Source organism: Arthrobacter sp. OV608, from assembly GCA_900110595.1.
Lineage (GTDB): Bacteria > Actinomycetota > Actinomycetes > Actinomycetales > Micrococcaceae > Arthrobacter.
Window position 1 is genome coordinate 505,561 of sequence record FOEZ01000001.1, and the last position, 17,782, is coordinate 523,342.

13 protein-coding genes are annotated in these 17,782 nt (G+C 65.3%); 12 read left to right on the forward strand and 1 reads right to left on the reverse strand.

From position 1 onward, the window contains the following. The first annotated feature begins 319 nt into the window (after window positions 1–319). The 10 genes from ilvD (at window position 320) to BMX78_RS02425 (ending at window position 15,351) form a co-directional block, all read left to right on the forward strand. The gene (ilvD, locus tag BMX78_RS02380) at window positions 320–2,041 is read left to right on the forward strand and encodes a dihydroxy-acid dehydratase (protein WP_091415818.1); all 1,722 of its coding nucleotides are present in this window, start codon (window positions 320–322) and stop codon (window positions 2,039–2,041) included. 359 nt (window positions 2,042–2,400) lie between these two features. Then, window positions 2,401–4,308: an acetolactate synthase large subunit gene (locus tag BMX78_RS02385; protein ID WP_091415821.1), complete on the forward strand. Its 1,908-nt coding sequence runs from the start codon at window positions 2,401–2,403 to the stop codon at window positions 4,306–4,308. Between the two features lie 2 nt (window positions 4,309–4,310). Then, window positions 4,311–4,823, forward strand: a complete 513-nt coding sequence (gene ilvN, locus BMX78_RS02390) for an acetolactate synthase small subunit (RefSeq protein WP_050054685.1) — start codon at window positions 4,311–4,313, stop codon at window positions 4,821–4,823. 91 nt (window positions 4,824–4,914) lie between these two features. Continuing rightward, window positions 4,915–5,940 carry a ketol-acid reductoisomerase gene (gene ilvC / locus BMX78_RS02395; protein WP_091415822.1) on the forward strand — a complete coding sequence of 342 codons (1,026 nt, stop codon included), beginning with the start codon at window positions 4,915–4,917 and terminating at the stop codon, window positions 5,938–5,940. A 128-nt stretch (window positions 5,941–6,068) separates the two neighbouring features. Then, window positions 6,069–7,658, forward strand: coding sequence for a phosphoglycerate dehydrogenase (gene serA, locus BMX78_RS02400; RefSeq protein WP_091415825.1), 1,590 nt, complete (start codon window positions 6,069–6,071; stop codon window positions 7,656–7,658). Between the two features lie 210 nt (window positions 7,659–7,868). Then, on the forward strand, window positions 7,869–10,667 hold the full coding sequence (locus BMX78_RS02405) for an ABC transporter permease (RefSeq protein ID WP_091415828.1): 2,799 nt from the start codon (window positions 7,869–7,871) through the stop codon (window positions 10,665–10,667). Further along, on the forward strand, window positions 10,664–11,419 hold the full coding sequence (locus tag BMX78_RS02410) for an ABC transporter ATP-binding protein (RefSeq protein ID WP_091415831.1): 756 nt from the start codon (window positions 10,664–10,666) through the stop codon (window positions 11,417–11,419). The genes BMX78_RS02405 and BMX78_RS02410 overlap by 4 nt, the downstream gene beginning before the upstream one ends. 33 nt (window positions 11,420–11,452) lie before the next feature. Next, a complete protein-coding gene (gene metG, locus BMX78_RS02415) occupies window positions 11,453–13,012 on the forward strand; it encodes a methionine--tRNA ligase (protein WP_091415834.1) in 1,560 nt (519 codons plus the stop codon). Between the two features lie 70 nt (window positions 13,013–13,082). Continuing rightward, complete coding sequence (locus tag BMX78_RS02420) at window positions 13,083–14,135, forward strand: 3-isopropylmalate dehydrogenase (protein ID WP_091415837.1); 1,053 nt, start codon at window positions 13,083–13,085, stop codon at window positions 14,133–14,135. Between the two features lie 103 nt (window positions 14,136–14,238). After that, entirely contained in the window at window positions 14,239–15,351 is a 1,113-nt protein-coding gene (locus BMX78_RS02425) for a branched-chain amino acid aminotransferase (protein ID WP_091415840.1), read from the forward strand. Window positions 15,352–15,453: 102 nt separating this feature from the next. Here the strand turns inward: BMX78_RS02425 and BMX78_RS02430 are convergent, their stop codons facing one another. After that, window positions 15,454–16,062 (reverse strand): hypothetical protein, encoded by a 609-nt coding sequence (locus BMX78_RS02430; protein ID WP_091415843.1) that lies wholly within the window; start codon window positions 16,060–16,062, stop codon window positions 15,454–15,456. Window positions 16,063–16,150: 88 nt separating this feature from the next. On the opposite strand from BMX78_RS02430, the gene BMX78_RS02435 reads away from it, so the two are divergent. Further along, the gene (locus tag BMX78_RS02435; RefSeq protein ID WP_091415845.1) at window positions 16,151–16,954 is read left to right on the forward strand and encodes an MBL fold metallo-hydrolase; all 804 of its coding nucleotides are present in this window, start codon (window positions 16,151–16,153) and stop codon (window positions 16,952–16,954) included. A gap of 43 nt (window positions 16,955–16,997) precedes the next feature. Continuing rightward, on the forward strand, window positions 16,998–17,774 hold the full coding sequence (locus BMX78_RS02440) for a fumarylacetoacetate hydrolase family protein (RefSeq protein WP_091415848.1): 777 nt from the start codon (window positions 16,998–17,000) through the stop codon (window positions 17,772–17,774). Window positions 17,775–17,782 lie beyond the last annotated feature (8 nt).

The following is a 17,782-nucleotide window of genomic DNA, read 5'->3' on the forward strand; positions in this document are numbered from 1 at the left end:
CCTTCAGTCGGTTGGGCAAGCTCCTTTGCCCGACGCTACGTCGGGTCCAGATCGCTGTCCAGCACTTTGACCTGCCGCGACGCCGTTTGCCGCGGCCACCGCAGGTGGCGTCCCTCCGGGCGAGGCGGCAAGACGGTGCCCTTCAGCAGGCGTGCCGGACACACGGTTGCGCCAAACCAGAAAAGTCGAAGGGATACGAGGGGGGCATCTCAATATCCAAGATGCCAGTCCACTATCTGATCGGAAAAATTCCCGGTTTTGTGCTTAACCGGCCCGGGTCTGTCGTCGCGCCGTTCCGCGGAGCCATAGACTTTCCCCTATGAGTGAGGACACCCTGGTGGGAACCGACAACAAGCCTGACATCAAGCCGCGCAGCCGGGTAGTTACTGACGGCATTCACGCTGCTCCCGCCCGCGGCATGTTCCGGGCCGTCGGAATGGGCGACGACGACTTCGCCAAGCCCCAGGTGGGTGTCGCCAGCTCCTGGAACGAAATCACCCCGTGCAACCTCTCCCTGAACCGGCTGGCCCAGGGTGCCAAGGAGGGCGTCCACGCGGGCGGCGGGTTCCCCATGCAGTTCGGCACCATCTCGGTCTCGGACGGCATCTCCATGGGCCACGAAGGCATGCACTTCTCGCTGGTTTCCCGCGAAGTCATTGCCGACTCCGTTGAAACCGTGATGCAGGCCGAGCGCATCGACGGCTCCGTACTGTTGGCCGGCTGCGACAAGTCCCTTCCGGGGATGCTCATGGCGGCGGCCCGCCTGGATCTGTCCAGCGTCTTCCTCTACGCCGGCTCCATCATGCCCGGCTGGGTCAAGCTAGAGGACGGTTCCGAAAAGGAAGTCACGCTTATTGACGCCTTCGAAGCCGTTGGCGCCTGCGCCGCCGGCAAGATGAGCATGGAAGACCTGACCCGCATCGAAAAAGCGATCTGCCCCGGCGAAGGCGCCTGCGGCGGCATGTACACGGCGAACACCATGGCCTGCATCGGCGAGGCCCTGGGCATGTCCCTGCCCGGCTCGGCCGCCCCGCCCTCGGCAGACCGCCGTCGTGATGAATTCGCCAGGAAGTCCGGCGAAGCGGTAGTCAACCTGCTGCGCAAAGGCATCACCGCCCGCGACATCATGACCAAGAAGGCGTTTGAGAATGCCATCGCCGTCACCATGGCCTTTGGCGGTTCCACCAACGCCGTCCTGCACCTGCTGGCGATCGCCCGCGAGGCCGAGGTGGAGCTCACCCTTGACGACTTCAACCGCATCGGCGACAAGATTCCGCACCTGGGTGACCTCAAGCCTTTCGGCCGCTACGTGATGACCGACGTCGACAAGATCGGCGGCGTGCCCGTCATCATGCGCGCACTGCTCGACGCCGGCCTGCTGCACGGCGACTGCCTCACCGTCACGGGCAAGACCGTGGCCGAAAACCTCGAAGCCATCAACCCGCCGGACCTTGACGGCAAAATCCTGCGTGCACTGGACAACCCGATCCACAAGACCGGCGGCATCACCATCCTGCATGGCACCATGGCCCCCGAAGGCGCAGTGGTGAAAAGCGCAGGCTTTGACGCCGATGTCTTTGAAGGCACAGCGCGTGTCTTCGAACGTGAACAGGGCGCCCTCGACGCGCTGGACAACGGCAAGATCCACGCCGGCGACGTTGTGGTCATCCGGTACGAAGGCCCCAAGGGCGGGCCGGGCATGCGCGAAATGCTGGCCATCACCGGCGCCATCAAGGGTGCGGGCCTGGGCAAGGACGTCCTGCTCCTCACCGACGGACGGTTCTCCGGCGGCACCACCGGCCTGTGCATCGGCCACGTCGCCCCGGAAGCAGTCGACGGCGGCCCTATCGCCTTCGTGAAGGACGGCGACCGGATCCGCGTGGACATCGCAGCCCGCAGTTTCGACCTCCTGGTGGACGAGGCGGAGCTCGAAGCCCGCAAGGTGGGCTGGGAGCCACTGCCCGCCAGGTACACCAAGGGTGTCCTCGCCAAGTACGCCAAGCTGGTGCACAGCGCGAGTACAGGCGCTTATTGCGGGTAGCACCTCCGCAAAGGACGGCCGACCCAACCAGGTAGCGCTAAGTGTCGTTTTGTACGCTCAAAACGACACTTGCTGCTACCTGGTTGGGGAGGGCGCCAGTTTGTGGACAATGGAGTCCACATGGTGAGATCGGGTAGCGGCTCGTTGACACGTATCTCACCAGAGGGAAAACTGAAGCCATGACTTTCGTTACCAGCTGCGCCGCTGCAGATGCAGTCGTCGTACTTGCCAAGCGCGTGGCACATTAGCCCTGGTAACGAACCGTCACGCGCAAACCCCTCGAAGAGCCGCCAGGCTGAGGGGTTTTTTTATTTCCCGCAGTTTCCATGTAACACAGATGATCCACAAGGAAGAGTCCGATGAGCAAAGGATCGCCGATCAGCCCCTCGCTGATGGCTACCAAGTCCGCTGGAGCCCCCAAGGCTCCGGAACGCGCCGACCGCACGGCTGAGCACGCCGTCGTCGTCGCCGACCTTGCTGCCGCCTCTCCTGTCCTTGGGCCGAACAACGTTGTACCCCCAACGGTGATGACCGGCTCGCAAGCTATTGTCCGCTCGCTCGAAGAACTCGGCGTCGACGATATTTTCGGTTTGCCCGGTGGCGCAATCCTGCCCACCTACGACCCCTTGATGGCCTCCAGCATGAATCACGTCCTGGTCCGTCACGAACAGGGAGCCGGCCACGCCGCGCAAGGCTACGCCATGGTCACCGGGCGGGTGGGCGTCTGTATCGCCACCTCGGGCCCCGGCGCCACCAACCTCGTTACCGCCATCATGGATGCCCACATGGACTCCGTGCCCCTGGTGGCCATCACCGGCCAGGTGTCCAGCGGTGTGATCGGCACCGACGCCTTCCAGGAAGCGGACATTGTGGGCATCACCATGCCCATCACCAAGCACTCCTTCCTGGTGACCGACCCCAACGACATCCCGCACGTGATGGCGGAGGCCTTCCACCTGGCCTCGACCGGACGTCCGGGTCCTGTCCTGGTGGACGTGGCCAAGGACGCCCAGGTGGGCCAGATGACCTTCTCCTGGCCGCCGCGGGTGGACCTGCCCGGCTACCGGCCTGTTACCCGCGGTCACAACAAGCAGGTACGCGAAGCTGCCAAGCTCATCGCCGCAGCCCGCAAGCCGGTCCTGTACGTGGGCGGCGGTGTTGTAAAGGCACATGCCTCCGCAGAGCTGCTGGCACTTGCCGAAGCAACCGGGGCCCCCGTTGTCACCACGCTGATGGCAAAGGGTGCCTTCCCCGACTCCCACGCCCAGCACATGGGAATGCCGGGCATGCACGGAAGCGTGTCGGCCGTGACCGCCCTGCAGCAGTCGGACCTCCTCATCACGCTCGGCGCCCGGTTTGATGACCGCGTTACCGGTGTGCTGAAGACATTCGCCCCCAACGCCAAGGTCATCCACGCCGACATCGATCCGGCCGAAATCTCCAAGAACCGCACGGCGGACGTGCCCATCGTGGGCTCGGTCAAGGAGATCATCCCTGAGCTGACCGACGCCGTGCGCACCCAGTTCGAGGCATCAGGGACTCCGGACCTCACCACGTGGTGGGCATTCCTGAACAACCTGAAGGAAACCTACCCGCTGGGCTGGACCGAACCGGAAGACGGACTGACCGCCCCGCAGAGGGTCATCGAGCGGATCGGTGCCCTGACCGGACCGGAAGGCATCTATGTGGCGGGCGTTGGCCAGCACCAGATGTGGGCGGCGCAGTTCATCAAGTACGAGCGCCCGCACGCCTGGCTGAACTCGGGCGGAGCCGGCACCATGGGCTACGCCGTCCCGGCAGCCATGGGTGCCAAGGTGGGGGAGCCGGACCGCGTGGTCTGGGCCATCGACGGCGACGGCTGCTTCCAGATGACCAACCAGGAATTGGCCACCTGCGCCATCAACAAGATCCCCATCAAGGTTGCCGTCATCAACAACTCCTCGCTGGGCATGGTGCGCCAGTGGCAGACCCTCTTCTACGAGGGCCGCTATTCAAACACCGACCTCAACACCGGCCATGACACCGTCCGCATCCCGGACTTCGTCAAGCTGGGGGAGGCCTACGGCTGCGCCTCGTTCCGCTGCGAACGCGACGAGGACATCGACGCCACCATCCAGAAGGCCCTCGAAATCAACGACCGCCCGGTGGTCATCGACTTCGTGGTGAGCCCCAACTCCATGGTGTGGCCGATGGTGCCCGCCGGCGTGAGCAACGACCAGATCCAGGTTGCCCGCAACATGACCCCGGAATGGGAAGAAGAGGACTGACCATGAGCCGCCACACACTCTCTGTCCTGGTTGAAGACAAGCCGGGCGTCCTGACCCGGGTTGCAAGCCTCTTCGCCCGCCGGGCCTTTAACATCAACTCCCTGGCCGTTGGCCCCACCGAGGTTCCGGGCATCTCCCGGATGACCGTGGTGGTCGACGCCGATGGCGACCTCATCGAGCAGGTCACCAAGCAGCTCAATAAACTGATCAACGTCATCAAAATCGTTGAGCTGACCTCCGAATCTTCCGTACAGCGTGACCACATCCTGGTCAAGGTACGTGCGGATGCCGCAACTCGTCTGCAGGTGACCCAGGCCGCAGACCTGTTCCGCGCCTCAGTGGTCGACGTCTCCACCGATTCCGTCGTCATTGAAGCAACCGGCCATCCCGAAAAGCTCACGGCACTGCTTTCAGTACTGGAGCCCTTCGGCATCCGCGAAATCGTGCAGTCCGGCACCCTGGCCGTTGGACGGGGATCCCGCTCCATGAGTGACAGGGCGTTGCGCTCAGCGTAGGAAACTGTCCGGGCCCCGCCCGGCAGAGCGCGACGCCCGTAACCGCACCACCGAACACCTATCTACAATCCACTCAAGAGGAGTTACGCAAGTGACTGAAATGTTTTACGACGACGACGCCGACCTGTCGATCATCCAGGGCCGCAAGGTTGCCATTGTGGGCTACGGCTCCCAGGGCCACGCCCACGCACTGAACCTGCGCGATTCCGGCGTCGAGGTTGTTATCGCGCTGAAGGACGGCTCCAAGTCAGCCGCCAAGGCCGAGGACGCCGGCTTCACCGTCAAGAACGTCGCCGACGCCGCCGAATGGGCAGACGTCATCATGATCCTGGCACCGGACCAGCACCAGCGCTCGATCTACAACGACTCCATCAAGGACAAGCTGAAGCCGGGCAAGGCCCTTGCTTTCGCCCACGGCTTCAACATCCGCTTCGGCTACATCCAGGCACCGGAGGGCGTTGACGTCATCCTCGTCGCCCCGAAGGCACCGGGCCACACCGTCCGCCGCGAGTTCGAAGCCGGCCGCGGCATCCCGGACATCATCGCCGTCGAACAGGACGCTTCCGGCGCCGCCTGGGAACTGGCCAAGTCCTACGCCAAGGCCATCGGCGGCACCCGCGCCGGCGTCATCAAGACCACCTTCACCGAAGAGACCGAAACCGACCTCTTCGGCGAGCAGGCTGTCCTCTGCGGCGGCGTGTCCCAGCTGGTCCAGTACGGCTTCGAAACCCTGACCGAAGCCGGCTACCAGCCCCAGATCGCCTACTTCGAGGTACTCCACGAGCTCAAGCTCATCGTTGACCTCATGTGGGAAGGCGGCATCGCCAAGCAGCGCTGGAGCGTTTCCGACACCGCTGAGTACGGCGACTACGTCTCCGGTCCGCGCGTCATCACCCCCGCGGTGAAGGAAAACATGCAGGCCGTCCTCGCCGACATCCAGTCCGGTGCGTTCGCCAAGCGCTTCATCGAAGACCAGGACAACGGCGGCGTGGAGTTCAAGGAACTGCGTGCCAAGGCCGAGCAGCACCCCATCGAGGCTGTTGGCCGCGAACTGCGCTCCCTGTTCTCCTGGCAGCAGCAGGACGTGGACTACGTTGAAGGTTCCGCCGCCCGCTAAAGGTTGCCCCTGAGGCGCCACCATAAAGGCAGCAGTGAGGCCGGGTTCACACTTAACAATGTGAGCCCGGCCTTTCTCTCGGCCTAGACTTGTTTCCATCCCCAGGACTGCAACGCAGAGGATCAGCCGTGTCAAAACCCGTAGTACTGCTCGCCGAAGAACTTTCCCCCGCCACCATTGAGGCCCTCGGCCCGGACTTCGAAATCCGCCAGACCGACGGCGCTGACCGCTCCCAGTTGCTTGCTGCCATCGGTGACGTTGACGCGATCCTGGTCCGCTCCGCCACCCAGGTGGACGCCGAGGCCATCGCCGCGGCGAAGAACCTGAAGGTCATCGCCCGCGCCGGCGTGGGCCTGGACAACGTGGACATCAAGGCCGCCACCCAGGCCGGCGTTATGGTGGTGAACGCCCCCACGTCCAACATCGTCTCCGCCGCCGAGCTCACCGTGGGCCACATCCTCAGCCTGGCCCGCCACATTCCGCAGGCCAGCGCCGCGCTCAAGGACGGCGAGTGGAAGCGCTCCAAGTACACGGGCATCGAACTGTTCGAAAAGAAGATCGGCATCATCGGCCTCGGCCGCATCGGCGCCCTGGTGGCAGCCCGCCTGAAGGGCTTCGACACCAAGATCCTTGCCTACGATCCCTACATCACCTCCGCCCGGGCAGCGCAGCTCGGCGTGCAGCTGGTCACCCTGGACGAGCTCCTGGCGCAGTCCGACTTCATCACCATCCACATGCCCAAGACTCCTGAAACCGTGGGCATGCTCGGCGCGGATGCGTTCAAGAAGATGAAGACCACCGCCTACGTGGTGAACGTTGCCCGCGGCGGTCTGGTGGACGAGGAAGCCCTCTTCACTGCCCTGCAGGATGGCGAGATCGCCGGTGCCGGCGTGGATGTCTTCGCCAAGGAGCCCAGCACCGACCTTCCGTTCTTCAAGCTGGATAACGTGGTGGTCACCCCCCACCTCGGCGCCTCCACGGACGAAGCCCAGGAAAAGGCAGGCGTCTCAGTGGCCAAGTCCGTCCGCCTCGCCCTCGCAGGGGAGCTGGTTCCCGACGCCGTCAACGTCGCCGGCGGCATCATCGCCCCGGACGTCCGCCCGGGCATCCCGCTGATCGAGAAGCTGGGCCGGATCTTCACCGCCCTCACCCACGACTCCCTGACGCAGTTCGACGTCGAGGTGGCCGGCGAGATCTCCTCCCTGGACGTCAAGGTCCTGGAACTGGCGGCACTGAAGGGCATCTTCGCCGACGTCGTCACCGAACAGGTGTCCTACGTCAACGCCCCGGTCATCGCCGAGCAGCGCGGCATCAACGTCCGCCTGATCACCACCCCGGAGACGGAGTCCTACCGCAACGTCCTGACCCTGCGCGGGGCACTCAGCGACGGCAGCCAGATCTCCGTGGCCGGCACCCTGACCGGTCCCAAGCAGATCGAAAAGCTGGTGGGCATCAACGGCTTCGAAGTTGAAATCCCCATCAGCGAGCACCTTGTGGTGGTTGCCTACACCGACCGCCCCGGCGTGATCGGCACCATCGGCCACATCCTGGGCATGAACAACATCAACATCGCCGGCATGCAGGTGGCACGCCACGACCAGGGCGGACAGGTCCTGGCGCTGCTGACCATCGACAGCTCGGTGCCCCAGCAGGTGCTCGATGCCATCAAGGCCGGCATCGGCGCCGAAATGGTCCGGGAAGTGGACCTGGAGGACTAAGCCCCAGGGGAAACGCCGAAGCGTCGGCCCCCGCTCGGCGCGTCCGGGCGGGGCCACGTATGATTGGCCGGTCTGCTTACAATGGCTGGGTCCTTATCGGGACCATGCCGGCAGGCCGGCCAATACCTTTTGCACATCCGTCCGTAATCGCCCACGTCCGCCGCGCGCGGACTCGAATGTGCGCACGCAATCCAGGTTTCAGGGAGTTCAATGAACGCCGTCCAGAGGTTCATCAGAAGCAGGGTGCTGCTGTTGACCGCGGCCATCTTGATCGCAGCCATGTGCTTGTCGGTCATCGTCCAAAGCCAGTCGCAGGCGGCGCTCAGCCGGACCGTGGACGAAAATTCACGGGGCCTCTACGACGTCCTGGTGCAGGCCAAGGCGCCCTCGGGTGCAATGCTGCAGCCCGAGATCGCCAACGGCACGGGCGGCATCACCTTCGAGCAGCTGGAAGCCATCAGGAAGCTGTCCGGCACGTCCGTGGCAGCGCCCATCAGCCTGGTGTCCCGCGTGACGCAGAACCTCGAGGCTCCCCGGCTGGACGCCATGGATTACCTGGGCTACAACGCCGGGCTGGCAGGGACCGCGACGGCGGACCAGGCCGCAGGTGCCACGGCCCCGGCCCAGTGGCCCGCGGCAGAGTCCGTGTTGAGCGACCAGGCAAAGAAGTACCGCCTGACGGCAAGTGCCGTGAGCTCCGACGGGGTATCAGAGCAGACCCTGTTCAAGTCCACCGCAGAAGGCACTCTGGGCAAGGCCAAACTCGTTGAGGAACAGGCAGCCGGCGGCAGCAGCATCCGCATTGCCGCCCCGTCAGGTGAAACGGGCATCAAGTTCCCGGCGCCTGCCGGCGGTTCCGAGCACAACCTCTTCAACCTGTCAGTGTCACTGCCCCTGGCACCGGAAGTGACCGAGTCCGTGGTCGCCGTCGATCCTGCCGCCGAACGCGCCCTGCTGGGATCCGCCGGGGACTTCCTTGCCCCGCTGGAAAAGGCCCCGCCCGCCGACGCCCGGAACGCCGGCGCCGTGGGCCGGTACCTGGAAGGCCTCTTCACCAACGGCATCGGCCTGGACCAGCTCAAGGACGGACCCGACTTCCTGGGTGTGAAGCTCAAATACTGGGCACCGCTGATGACCCAGTACCAGCAGGCCAAGCGCACCGGCCAGCTCACCGCCGAGTCCCAGGCCATACCCCTGGTGGTCCGCTCGGGCACATCCCTGGACCTGAAGTACAACGTCAAGATCGAGGAAATCGACGACGCCGGCAAGGTGGTCAAGGACGTTGGAACAGTTTCCCGGTCCCTTGGCCAGGACTACCTGCCGTTCGTCTCGAAGGACCCGTTCGTCCTCTCCTGGCCCGGATCCACGGACCACACGTCCCTTCTGGGCGCCACGGGCAACTTCAACCAGGGGCTTTACACGCCCGCTCAGTGGAGCACCGACTTTGCTGCCGCCCCGAAGTACACCGACGGCAAAACTGCCTCCAACGGAGCAGTGGACAAGGCAGCGGTCCCCGGCGAGTGGGTCACCGTAAACCGGCTGCCCGAAAAGAGCGCCAATGGCGCCCCTGTGGACCAGACCCAGCGCGAACCCGTGGACGAGCGGTCCTACCGCGAGAACCTCGAGACCGGCGGGAAGAAGGTCGCAGCCCCGCTGGCCATGGTGTACGGAACCTTCGACCCCTCCGCTGTGTCAAAGGCGGCCGGTGACGTGAACAGGCTTCCGCTGGGCGGCTATGACCCCACTCCGTTCAGCCTCGTCAAGGACCCCGAGGGCAAGGACGTTTCGGCCGCGGAGCTGAAGCCTTCCCTGAGTGCCACGGGCCTTGCGAGCCAGTCCGCCGGGGCCATCACCGACTACTACGGCCTCGCGGCTGCCCGCGGCTATACGCAAAACGCCTCGGTCATCGACGCCGTGCGTGTCCGTGCAGACGCTCCCGGAAGCTGGAAGGAGGCCCAGCCGGAGGTGGAAAAGCTGGCCGCCGAGATCCGCAGCATGGGACTGGAAGCCACCATCGTGGCCGGCTCCGCCCGTGAAGATGCCAGCATCTTCGTTCCCGGCTACTCCAAGGACGACGCCGGCAAGGAATCTGCCCTGGGCACGGTCCAGCAGTCCTGGGTCCGGCAGAACGCTGCCGAGGCCGTGACGGGGTCCCTCTCCGGAACCAACGTCACGCTGCTCTTCCTCACGCTGTGCGGAGCCGCACTTCTGACCGGCGCCTCCACCGTCAGCTACATCCGCAAACGGCGGTCCGAAGCCGGAACCCTCCGCGCGATGGGCTGGACCCAGCGCAGGATCCGCAGCTGGGTGCTGGAGGAATTCGGCGTGGGCGCGGTCCTGCTGGCCGTGGCGGGGGTCGTCCTGAGCCTCGTCAGCTGGAGCGTCGCCACTGCACTGGTGTCCGTTTCCGTCCTGGTCCTCTACGCTGCCGCGGCCTTCTTCGCCGCCCAGCAACTGCGCCACCGCGACGTCATTGACCAGGAGCCGCAGCACGACGAAAGGCTCATCCCGGTGGACTCGCCGCTGACCTTTGCGAACCGGCAGTTGGGCACCAACAAGTTCAATACCTTGTCCCTGGCCGTTGCGGTGGGCGTCTTCGGCGCCGCCGTGGGCGGGCTGATCGCGCTGCTGATCGACATTCCCCGCGCAGCCGGTGCCAGCGCACTGAGCGGCCTCGCGGCCGCCAGCGTGGCCCTGCCGAGCATCCTCCTGGCGCTCTCCGGCGTGGTGGTGGGACTGGTGCTGACCCTGGTCACCGGACGCTTTGAACTCAATGCCAAACGCCAGTACCTTGGCATCCTCGAAGCCATGGGCTGGAACCCGGACATGCTCCGCCAGGTCCGGTTGTTCGAGAATGCGCTGGTGGGAACCGTGGCCCTGCCGCTGGGCGTGCTGGGCGCCCTGGGCATCGGCCTGCTGCTGGCCCCCTACGCCGCCCTGTGGGCAGGCGTGGCCGGGCTTGTGGCTGTACTTTGCTGGATACCGATTGCAACGAAAGTGGTCCAATGACAAACCAGACGAATGTCCAGCGGAGCCGCCGGTCCGGCTCCGGCGACGTCCCCCTGCAGACGCGCGCCAACACCATCGTCAAGGCCGCTGACCACGGGACGCCGCTGGAACTGAGCGACATCACCATCCGCTACGGTGGCGGCAAGGGCGGTGCCGAAGCCGTCAGCGTGGTGGAAGGCTTCGACCTGACGCTGCACGCGGGGGAGATGCACTGCGTCGCCGGCCGAAGCGGCTCCGGCAAGACCAGCATCCTCACCGTCAGCGCCGGCCTGACCCTGCCGACGTCGGGCCGCGTTTTCTGGGAAGGCGACTCCCTCGAAAGCATGGGCGACGACGAAATCGCCGACCGCCGTCGTGCCCTCATCGGGTACGTGGACCAGGGCGGTGCGCTGATTGACGGCATGAGCGCGCTGGAGAACGTGCTGTTGCCGGCCGTTCCCGACGGCGAAGTGGACCAGCGCCGGGACATGGCCAAGGACCTGCTGGACCTGGTGGGCCTGGGCCGCCGCATGCGGCACCGCCCCGCCCAGCTCTCCGGCGGCGAACGCCAGCGTGTTGCCATCGCCCGCGCACTGATCCTGGGCACCAGGGTCCTGGTGGTGGACGAACCCACGGCGAGCCTTGACCGTGCCTCCGCCAACCGCATCATCAGCATCCTGAAGGACACCACGTCGGACGGCATCGCGGTACTCGTTGCCTCGCACGACCACGAACTCGTCCGGCTCAGCGATACCCTGACTGAACTGATCTAGCCTGTCCCTCCGCACCGAAGGTAACGTCCTCCCGTGACTGCTTCAGAGAAAACGCCGTTCTACATCACCACGGCCATCACCTACCCCAACGGCGTGCCCCACATCGGCCACGCCTACGAGTACATAGCCACCGACGCCATGGCGCGCTTCAAGCGGCTGGACGGCTATGACGTGATGTTCCTGACCGGCACGGACGAGCACGGGATGAAGATCGCCCAGACGGCGGAGAAGGAAGGCATCACTCCCAAGGAGTTGGTGGACCGCAACGCTGAGGTCTACAAGGCCGCGCATTCCGCCCTGGGCATCACCTACGACCGCTTCATCCGGACCACGGACCAGGACCACTACGCCGCCTCGCAGGCCATCTGGAAAAAGATGGAGGCCAACGGGGACATCTACCTGTCCAAGTACGAGGGCTGGTATTCCGTCCGGGACGAGGCGTTCTACGGCGAGGATGACACCGTGGTCAAGGACGACGGCGTTCGCTACTCCAAGGAGACGGACACCGAAGTGACCTGGACGGCCGAGGAGAGCTATTTCTTCCGGCTTTCGGCCTACCAGGACAAGCTCCTGGCGCTCTACGAGGCGCAGCCGGAGTTTGGCGCCCCGCAGTACCGCTTCAACGAGGTCATCAGCTTCGTCAAGCGCGGCCTGGAGGACCTGTCCATCAGCCGCACCACGTTCGACTGGGGCGTCCCCGTCCCGGGCAACGACAAGCATGTAATGTACGTCTGGGTGGACGCGCTCACCAACTACCTCACCGGTGTGGGCTACCCCGACGTCGAATCCGAGAAGTTCCGGAAGTTCTGGCCCGCAGATGTCCACGTCATCGGCAAGGACATCTCCCGCTTCCACGCCATTTACTGGCCCGCCTTCCTGATGAGCGCGGGGCTGGAGCTGCCCAAACGCGTGATGATCCACGGGTTCCTGCACAACAACGGCGTGAAGATGTCCAAGTCGCTGGGCAACGTGGTGGCCCCGGCCGACTTCGTGGCACAGTACGGCCTTGACCAGGTGCGGTTCTTCTTCCTGCGTGAAGTGCCGTTCGGCGCAGACGGCAGCTACAACCATGAGGCGATCGTTGGCCGGATGAACGCCGACCTCGCCAACAACTTCGGGAACCTGGCACAGCGTTCACTGTCCATGGTGGCGAAGAACTGCGATGCGAAAGTGCCTGTTCCCGGCGCGTTCACCGCCGAAGACAACGCAATCCTTGCCCAGGCCGGCGGCCTCCTCGACAGTGCACGGGCGGCGTTTGACAAGCAGGAATTCAGCCGCGCCCTCGAAGCAATCTGGGCCGTGCTGGGCGACACCAACGCCTACTTCGCCGAGCAGGCCCCCTGGGTGCTGCGGAAGACCGACGTCGAACGCATGAATACGGTGCTGTACGTCACGCTGGAAGTCCTGCGCATCGTGGCCATCCTGGCCCAGCCGGTAATGCCCACGGCAACTGCTGCACTTCTGGACACCCTGGGCCAGGCCGAAGGGGAGGCCCGCCAGTTCTCCGCCATCGGTACGCCCATCGCGGCCGGGACGGCACTGCCGGCACCGGCACCGGTGTTCCCAAAGTACGAGGAGCCGGCCGAGTCCTGAAGCGCTGTTGCCGTGTTCGCATAATGAGACAGCTTGACCAGCATATGGATGTCTTGGCTACCCTGAAAACATGAGCGCATCCTCCATCGATCTTGCAGTTATCCCCGGCGACGGCATCGGCCCCGAAGTCATCGCAGAGGCACTTAAGGTGCTGGAAAAGGCTGTGGCCGCGGAGGGCGTGGAGCTCAAGCCAACGCATTACGAACTCGGCGCCGAGCACTGGCTCCGCACCGGCGAGACCCTTCCGGAGGAGGTCCTGGCTGACCTGAAGACGCGCGACGCCATCCTCTTCGGTGCCGTGGGGGCGGCACCCGGCGACACCCGGATCCCGTCCGGAATCATCGAGCGTGAGTTGCTCCTCAAGCTCCGGTTCAGCCTGGACCACTACGTCAACCTGCGTCCTTCCCGGCTCTACGGCACCGTCGGCAGCCCCCTGGCCAACCCGGGCACCATCGACTTCATCGTGGTGCGCGAAGGAACCGAAGGCCCTTACGTCGGCAACGGCGGCACCCTGCGCGCAGGAACCCCGCACGAGGTTGCCACCGAGGTCTCGCTGAACACCGCCCACGGCGTGGAGCGCGTGGTCCGCGACGCTTTCCGCCGGGCAAGCGCAAGGGAGCGCAAGCACGTCACCCTGGTGCACAAGCACAACGTCCTGGTCTTCGCCGGACACCTGTGGAAGCGCACCGTCGAAGCCGTGGCCCAGGAATTCCCGGAGGTCACCCACGACTACCTGCACGTGGACGCGGCCACCATCTTCATGGTCACGGACCCGTCCCGTTTCGATGTCATCGTGACCGACAACCTGTTCGGCGACATCATCACCGACCTCGCCGCGGCCATTACCGGCGGCATCGGCCTGGCCGCGTCCGGCAACATCAACATGGACCGCACCGCGCCGTCCATGTTCGAGCCGGTCCACGGATCCGCACCGGACATCGCCGGCCAGGGCAAGGCAGATCCCACCGCGGCGATCCTCTCCGCGGCGCTGCTGCTGGACCACCTCGGTTACACCACGGCGGCCCGCAGGATCGAGGCAGCAGTGGTTGCCGACGTCGAAAAGCGCGACGGCGGTGCGCGCAGCACCAGCGCTGTGGGCGACGCCATCGCCGCAGGCCTCTAGCCGCGCCAGGGCCGGCCGGCAACGGGCGTAAGCTTGTCTCGAATCACCAAATGCCGCCTTGCCGTTCAACGCTGAAGCCAGGGCGGCCGATCGTGGAGGAACCATGACCCAGACTGCCCACGGCGTCGAATTCAGCCAGCAGCTTTCGGCCAACCCGAAATCTGCGCAAGAGCGTGCAGCCATCCTGGCGAACCCGGGATTCGGCAACTACTTCACCGACAACACCGCCATCGTCGACTACCGCGTGGACGAGCACGGCAACGGCGGCTGGCACAACGCCCGGATTGAAGCGTACGGGCCGATCGTCCTGGATCCCTCCGCCGCTGTTTTCCACTACGGCCAGGAGATCTTCGAGGGGCTCAAGGCCTACCGCCACGCCGATGGATCCATCTGGACCTTCCGGCCCGAGGCCAACGCCGCCCGCCTGAACAAGTCCGCCCGCAGGCTCGCCCTGCCCGAGCTGCCCGCGGAGTACTTCCTGGGCGCCATCCGGGAACTGGTCGCAGCCGACAAGGAATGGGTTCCCAGCGGCGACGGCGAAGCACTGTACCTGCGGCCGTTTATGATCGCCACCGAAGCGTTCCTGGGTGTCCGCGCGGCGCGTGAGGTCTCTTTCCGAGTGATCGCCTCCCCGGCCGGCAATTACTTCGGCGGCGAATTGAAGCCCGTGTCCATCTGGATCTCCCGCGAATACGCCCGCGCCGGCCGCGGCGGAACAGGCGATGCCAAGTGCGGCGGCAACTACGCGGCCTCGCTCATCGCCCAGCAGGAGGCTGAAGCCAATGGCTGCAAGCAGGTCCTCTTCCTGGACCACTTCAATGACGACGCCGTCGAAGAACTGGGCGGCATGAACGTCTTCTTCGTCATGAAGGACGGTTCTCTGGTCACCCCCGCACTGACCGGCACCATCCTCGAAGGCGTCACCCGGATGTCCGTCATCCAGGTGGCCAAGGACATGGGCCGCGAAGTCACCGAGCGGAAGATCACCCTCGACGAGTGGCGCGACGGCGTTGCTTCCGGTGACATCGCGGAAGTCTTCGCCTGCGGCACGGCGGCAGTCATCACGCCCATCGGTGTATTGAAGGATGCCACCGAGTTCATCGGCTCAGAAGATGCCAAGGCAGGGGAGACCACCATGGCCATCCGCGAACAGCTGCTCGGCATCCAGACCGGAGCGGTTCCCGATACCCACGGCTGGCTCACCCGCCTCGCCTAGTCCGCTTTTCCTGACTGCAAAATTACGACGGCGCCTGCCGGGCTCATTCCCGGCAGGCGCCGTCGTCTTTTATTGCAATGTGGAGGACCAGCCCGGGGAAGATTAGCGCCGGGCAGCCTTCCGTGCGGCATTCTTCAACGCCTTGCGGGAAACGGGCTTCCGGGCCTTCCTGGCCGCTTCCTCCTCCAGGGCCCGCCGGCGCCGGGCATCAAGGAGGTCGTTCCACAGTGTGGTAGCGAAAACTCCGCCGTCCTGGGTGTACAACTCATAGGGATACGAGGCAAACCCGGCCGGGGGAGTGCCGTTAGGAAGCTGTTCCCCGGCGGACCGGGCCACGGCATCCGCTAGCGCCCACGTTTCGGTCAGGTGGGGCACCAGGTTGGCTCCCACAAACGCGTTCGGGTCGGCGGATACGGCAGCCCTCTCGAGCAGGATCTCGAGCTGCTGCTCCAGGTGTTCCGCGGCTGCCTCTGCAACTGACGTCCCCTCCTCGGTGGCCCTGGCCAGCACGGCTTCCTGTTCGGCCACCGCCTCCGCCCAGTCTTCTGTACGGCGGAATGCCTGCCAGGTGGGGAACCAGACCACGGCGCCGGTGGCGTGGTTGTGGATGTGCCGGAGGCCGGTGCTCTTCTCGGTTCCTGCGTGGTCGTTTCCGGCCGCGGCAGCACCGGCAAGGAGCTCTGACAGGGCGGGTGATGGTGCGGTGCTCATGATGGCGGTGCTTTCGGTAGGGAGGTGGTGATCTGTAGCCACAACCCGCCGCAGGGTCCCGCTTATTCCGCCGGACTGCAAAGATGGGATGGTGACTTCAGCTTCCGGCCCCGTCCTTCAGCGCAGCTCGCCCCTCACGCAGTTCATCCTGGCCCCCAACCCCGGGCCCATGAGCCTGGAGGGAACCAACTCCTACATCCTCCGTGCCCCCGGATCCGACGGTGCCGTGGTAGTGGACCCGGGGCCGCTGGACGAGCCGCACCTCCAAGCCCTTGCCGCCGCGGGGCCCGTGGAACTCATCCTTATCACCCACCGCCACGCCGACCACACCGCCGGTTCGTCGCGGCTGCACCAGCTCACCGGAGCTCCTGTCCGTGCCGCAGATCCCGCCCACTGCCACGGAAGCGGCACGGCTCTGCAGGGCGGCGAGGCAATTTCGGCAGGCGGACTTGAGATCAGGGTTGTGGCCACGCCGGGGCACACGTCCGATTCGGTATGCTTCCACCTTCCCGGTGACGGCCCGCATGGTTCAGTGCTTTCCGGGGATACCATCCTTGGCCGCGGCACCACCGTGCTTGATTACCCTGACGGCAAACTGGCTGACTACCTCGCGTCGCTGGACCGGCTGGAGGAGCTGGGACCCGCCGTCGTCCTTCCCGCCCACGGTCCGGTGCTGCCGTCCCTGGTGGACATCGCCAGGGCCTACCGCAGCCACCGCCTCGAACGGCTCGCGCAGATCCGCGCCGTCCTTGACGGACTGGGCCGGGACGCAGCCGTGGGTGAGGTGACAGACGCCGTCTATTCCGACGTCGACCGTTCCGTCCGGCGGGCCGCTGAGACCTCTGTTGCGGCGCAGCTTGACTACCTGCGCGGCGAAGCGGCGCGGCAGTAGCGCTGCCCCGGAGGGGATAGGGCGAGGCGGTAGGGTAGGAGCCATGCGTATTGCCAGGTTTGTTGTTGATTCTGATCCCCTGTACGGCGTCGTCGAAGGTGACCCAGGCAGTGAAGTTGTCACTGTTATCCAAGGAGACCCCTTCTTCAACGGGGTAGAGCGCACCTCCGTCCGGCACAAGCTGGAAGATGTGCGGCTCCTGGCGCCCATCATCCCCCGCAGCAAGGTAGTGGGCGTAGGCCGCAACTTTGTGGAGCACGCGCACGAGCTCGGCAACGAAGTTCCCGCCCAGCCGCTCCTCTTCCTTAAGCCCAACACCGCCGTCGTGGGCCCGAACGATCCCGTGGTGCTCCCGGAGTTCTCGGAGGAAGTCTCCTTTGAAGCGGAACTGTGCGTGGTGATCGGCCGGATCTGCAAGGACGTGCCGGAGGAACGCGTTGATGACGTCATCTTCGGCTACACGTGCGGCAATGACCTCACTGCGCGGGATGTCCAAAAAAGCGACCTCCAGTGGACCCGCGCCAAAGGCTTTGACACCTCAGCGCCGCTGGGGCCCTGGATCGAGACGGAACTTGATCCCGAGGACGTGCAGATCCAGGCCCGGCTCAACGGTGAGCTGCGGCAGGACGGCAGCACCAGCCAGATGATCAGGGGCGTGCGGGAACTCGTGTCCTTGGTCTCCCAGGCGTTCACCCTCCTGCCCGGCGACGTCATCATGACCGGAACACCGGCAGGGGTTGGCCTGGTCAGTGCCGGCGACCGCATTGAGGTGGAGATCGAGGGCATCGGCCGCCTGTCCAACCCCATCGTCCGCCGCTGACCCCTGCC

Coding starts and splice junctions, on each gene's coding strand:
- BMX78_RS02420 (WP_091415837.1), top strand. CDS start 13,083: ATGAGCGCATCCTCCATCGATCTTGCAGTTATCCCCGGCGACGGCATC.
- BMX78_RS02430 (WP_091415843.1), bottom strand. CDS start 16,062: ATGAGCACCGCACCATCACCCGCCCTGTCAGAGCTCCTTGCCGGTGCT.
- ilvN (WP_050054685.1), top strand. CDS start 4,311: ATGAGCCGCCACACACTCTCTGTCCTGGTTGAAGACAAGCCGGGCGTC.
- BMX78_RS02385 (WP_091415821.1), top strand. CDS start 2,401: ATGAGCAAAGGATCGCCGATCAGCCCCTCGCTGATGGCTACCAAGTCC.
- BMX78_RS02440 (WP_091415848.1), top strand. CDS start 16,998: ATGCGTATTGCCAGGTTTGTTGTTGATTCTGATCCCCTGTACGGCGTC.
- BMX78_RS02410 (WP_091415831.1), top strand. CDS start 10,664: ATGACAAACCAGACGAATGTCCAGCGGAGCCGCCGGTCCGGCTCCGGC.
- BMX78_RS02405 (WP_091415828.1), top strand. CDS start 7,869: ATGAACGCCGTCCAGAGGTTCATCAGAAGCAGGGTGCTGCTGTTGACC.
- BMX78_RS02425 (WP_091415840.1), top strand. CDS start 14,239: ATGACCCAGACTGCCCACGGCGTCGAATTCAGCCAGCAGCTTTCGGCC.
- BMX78_RS02435 (WP_091415845.1), top strand. CDS start 16,151: ATGGTGACTTCAGCTTCCGGCCCCGTCCTTCAGCGCAGCTCGCCCCTC.
- ilvD (WP_091415818.1), top strand. CDS start 320: ATGAGTGAGGACACCCTGGTGGGAACCGACAACAAGCCTGACATCAAG.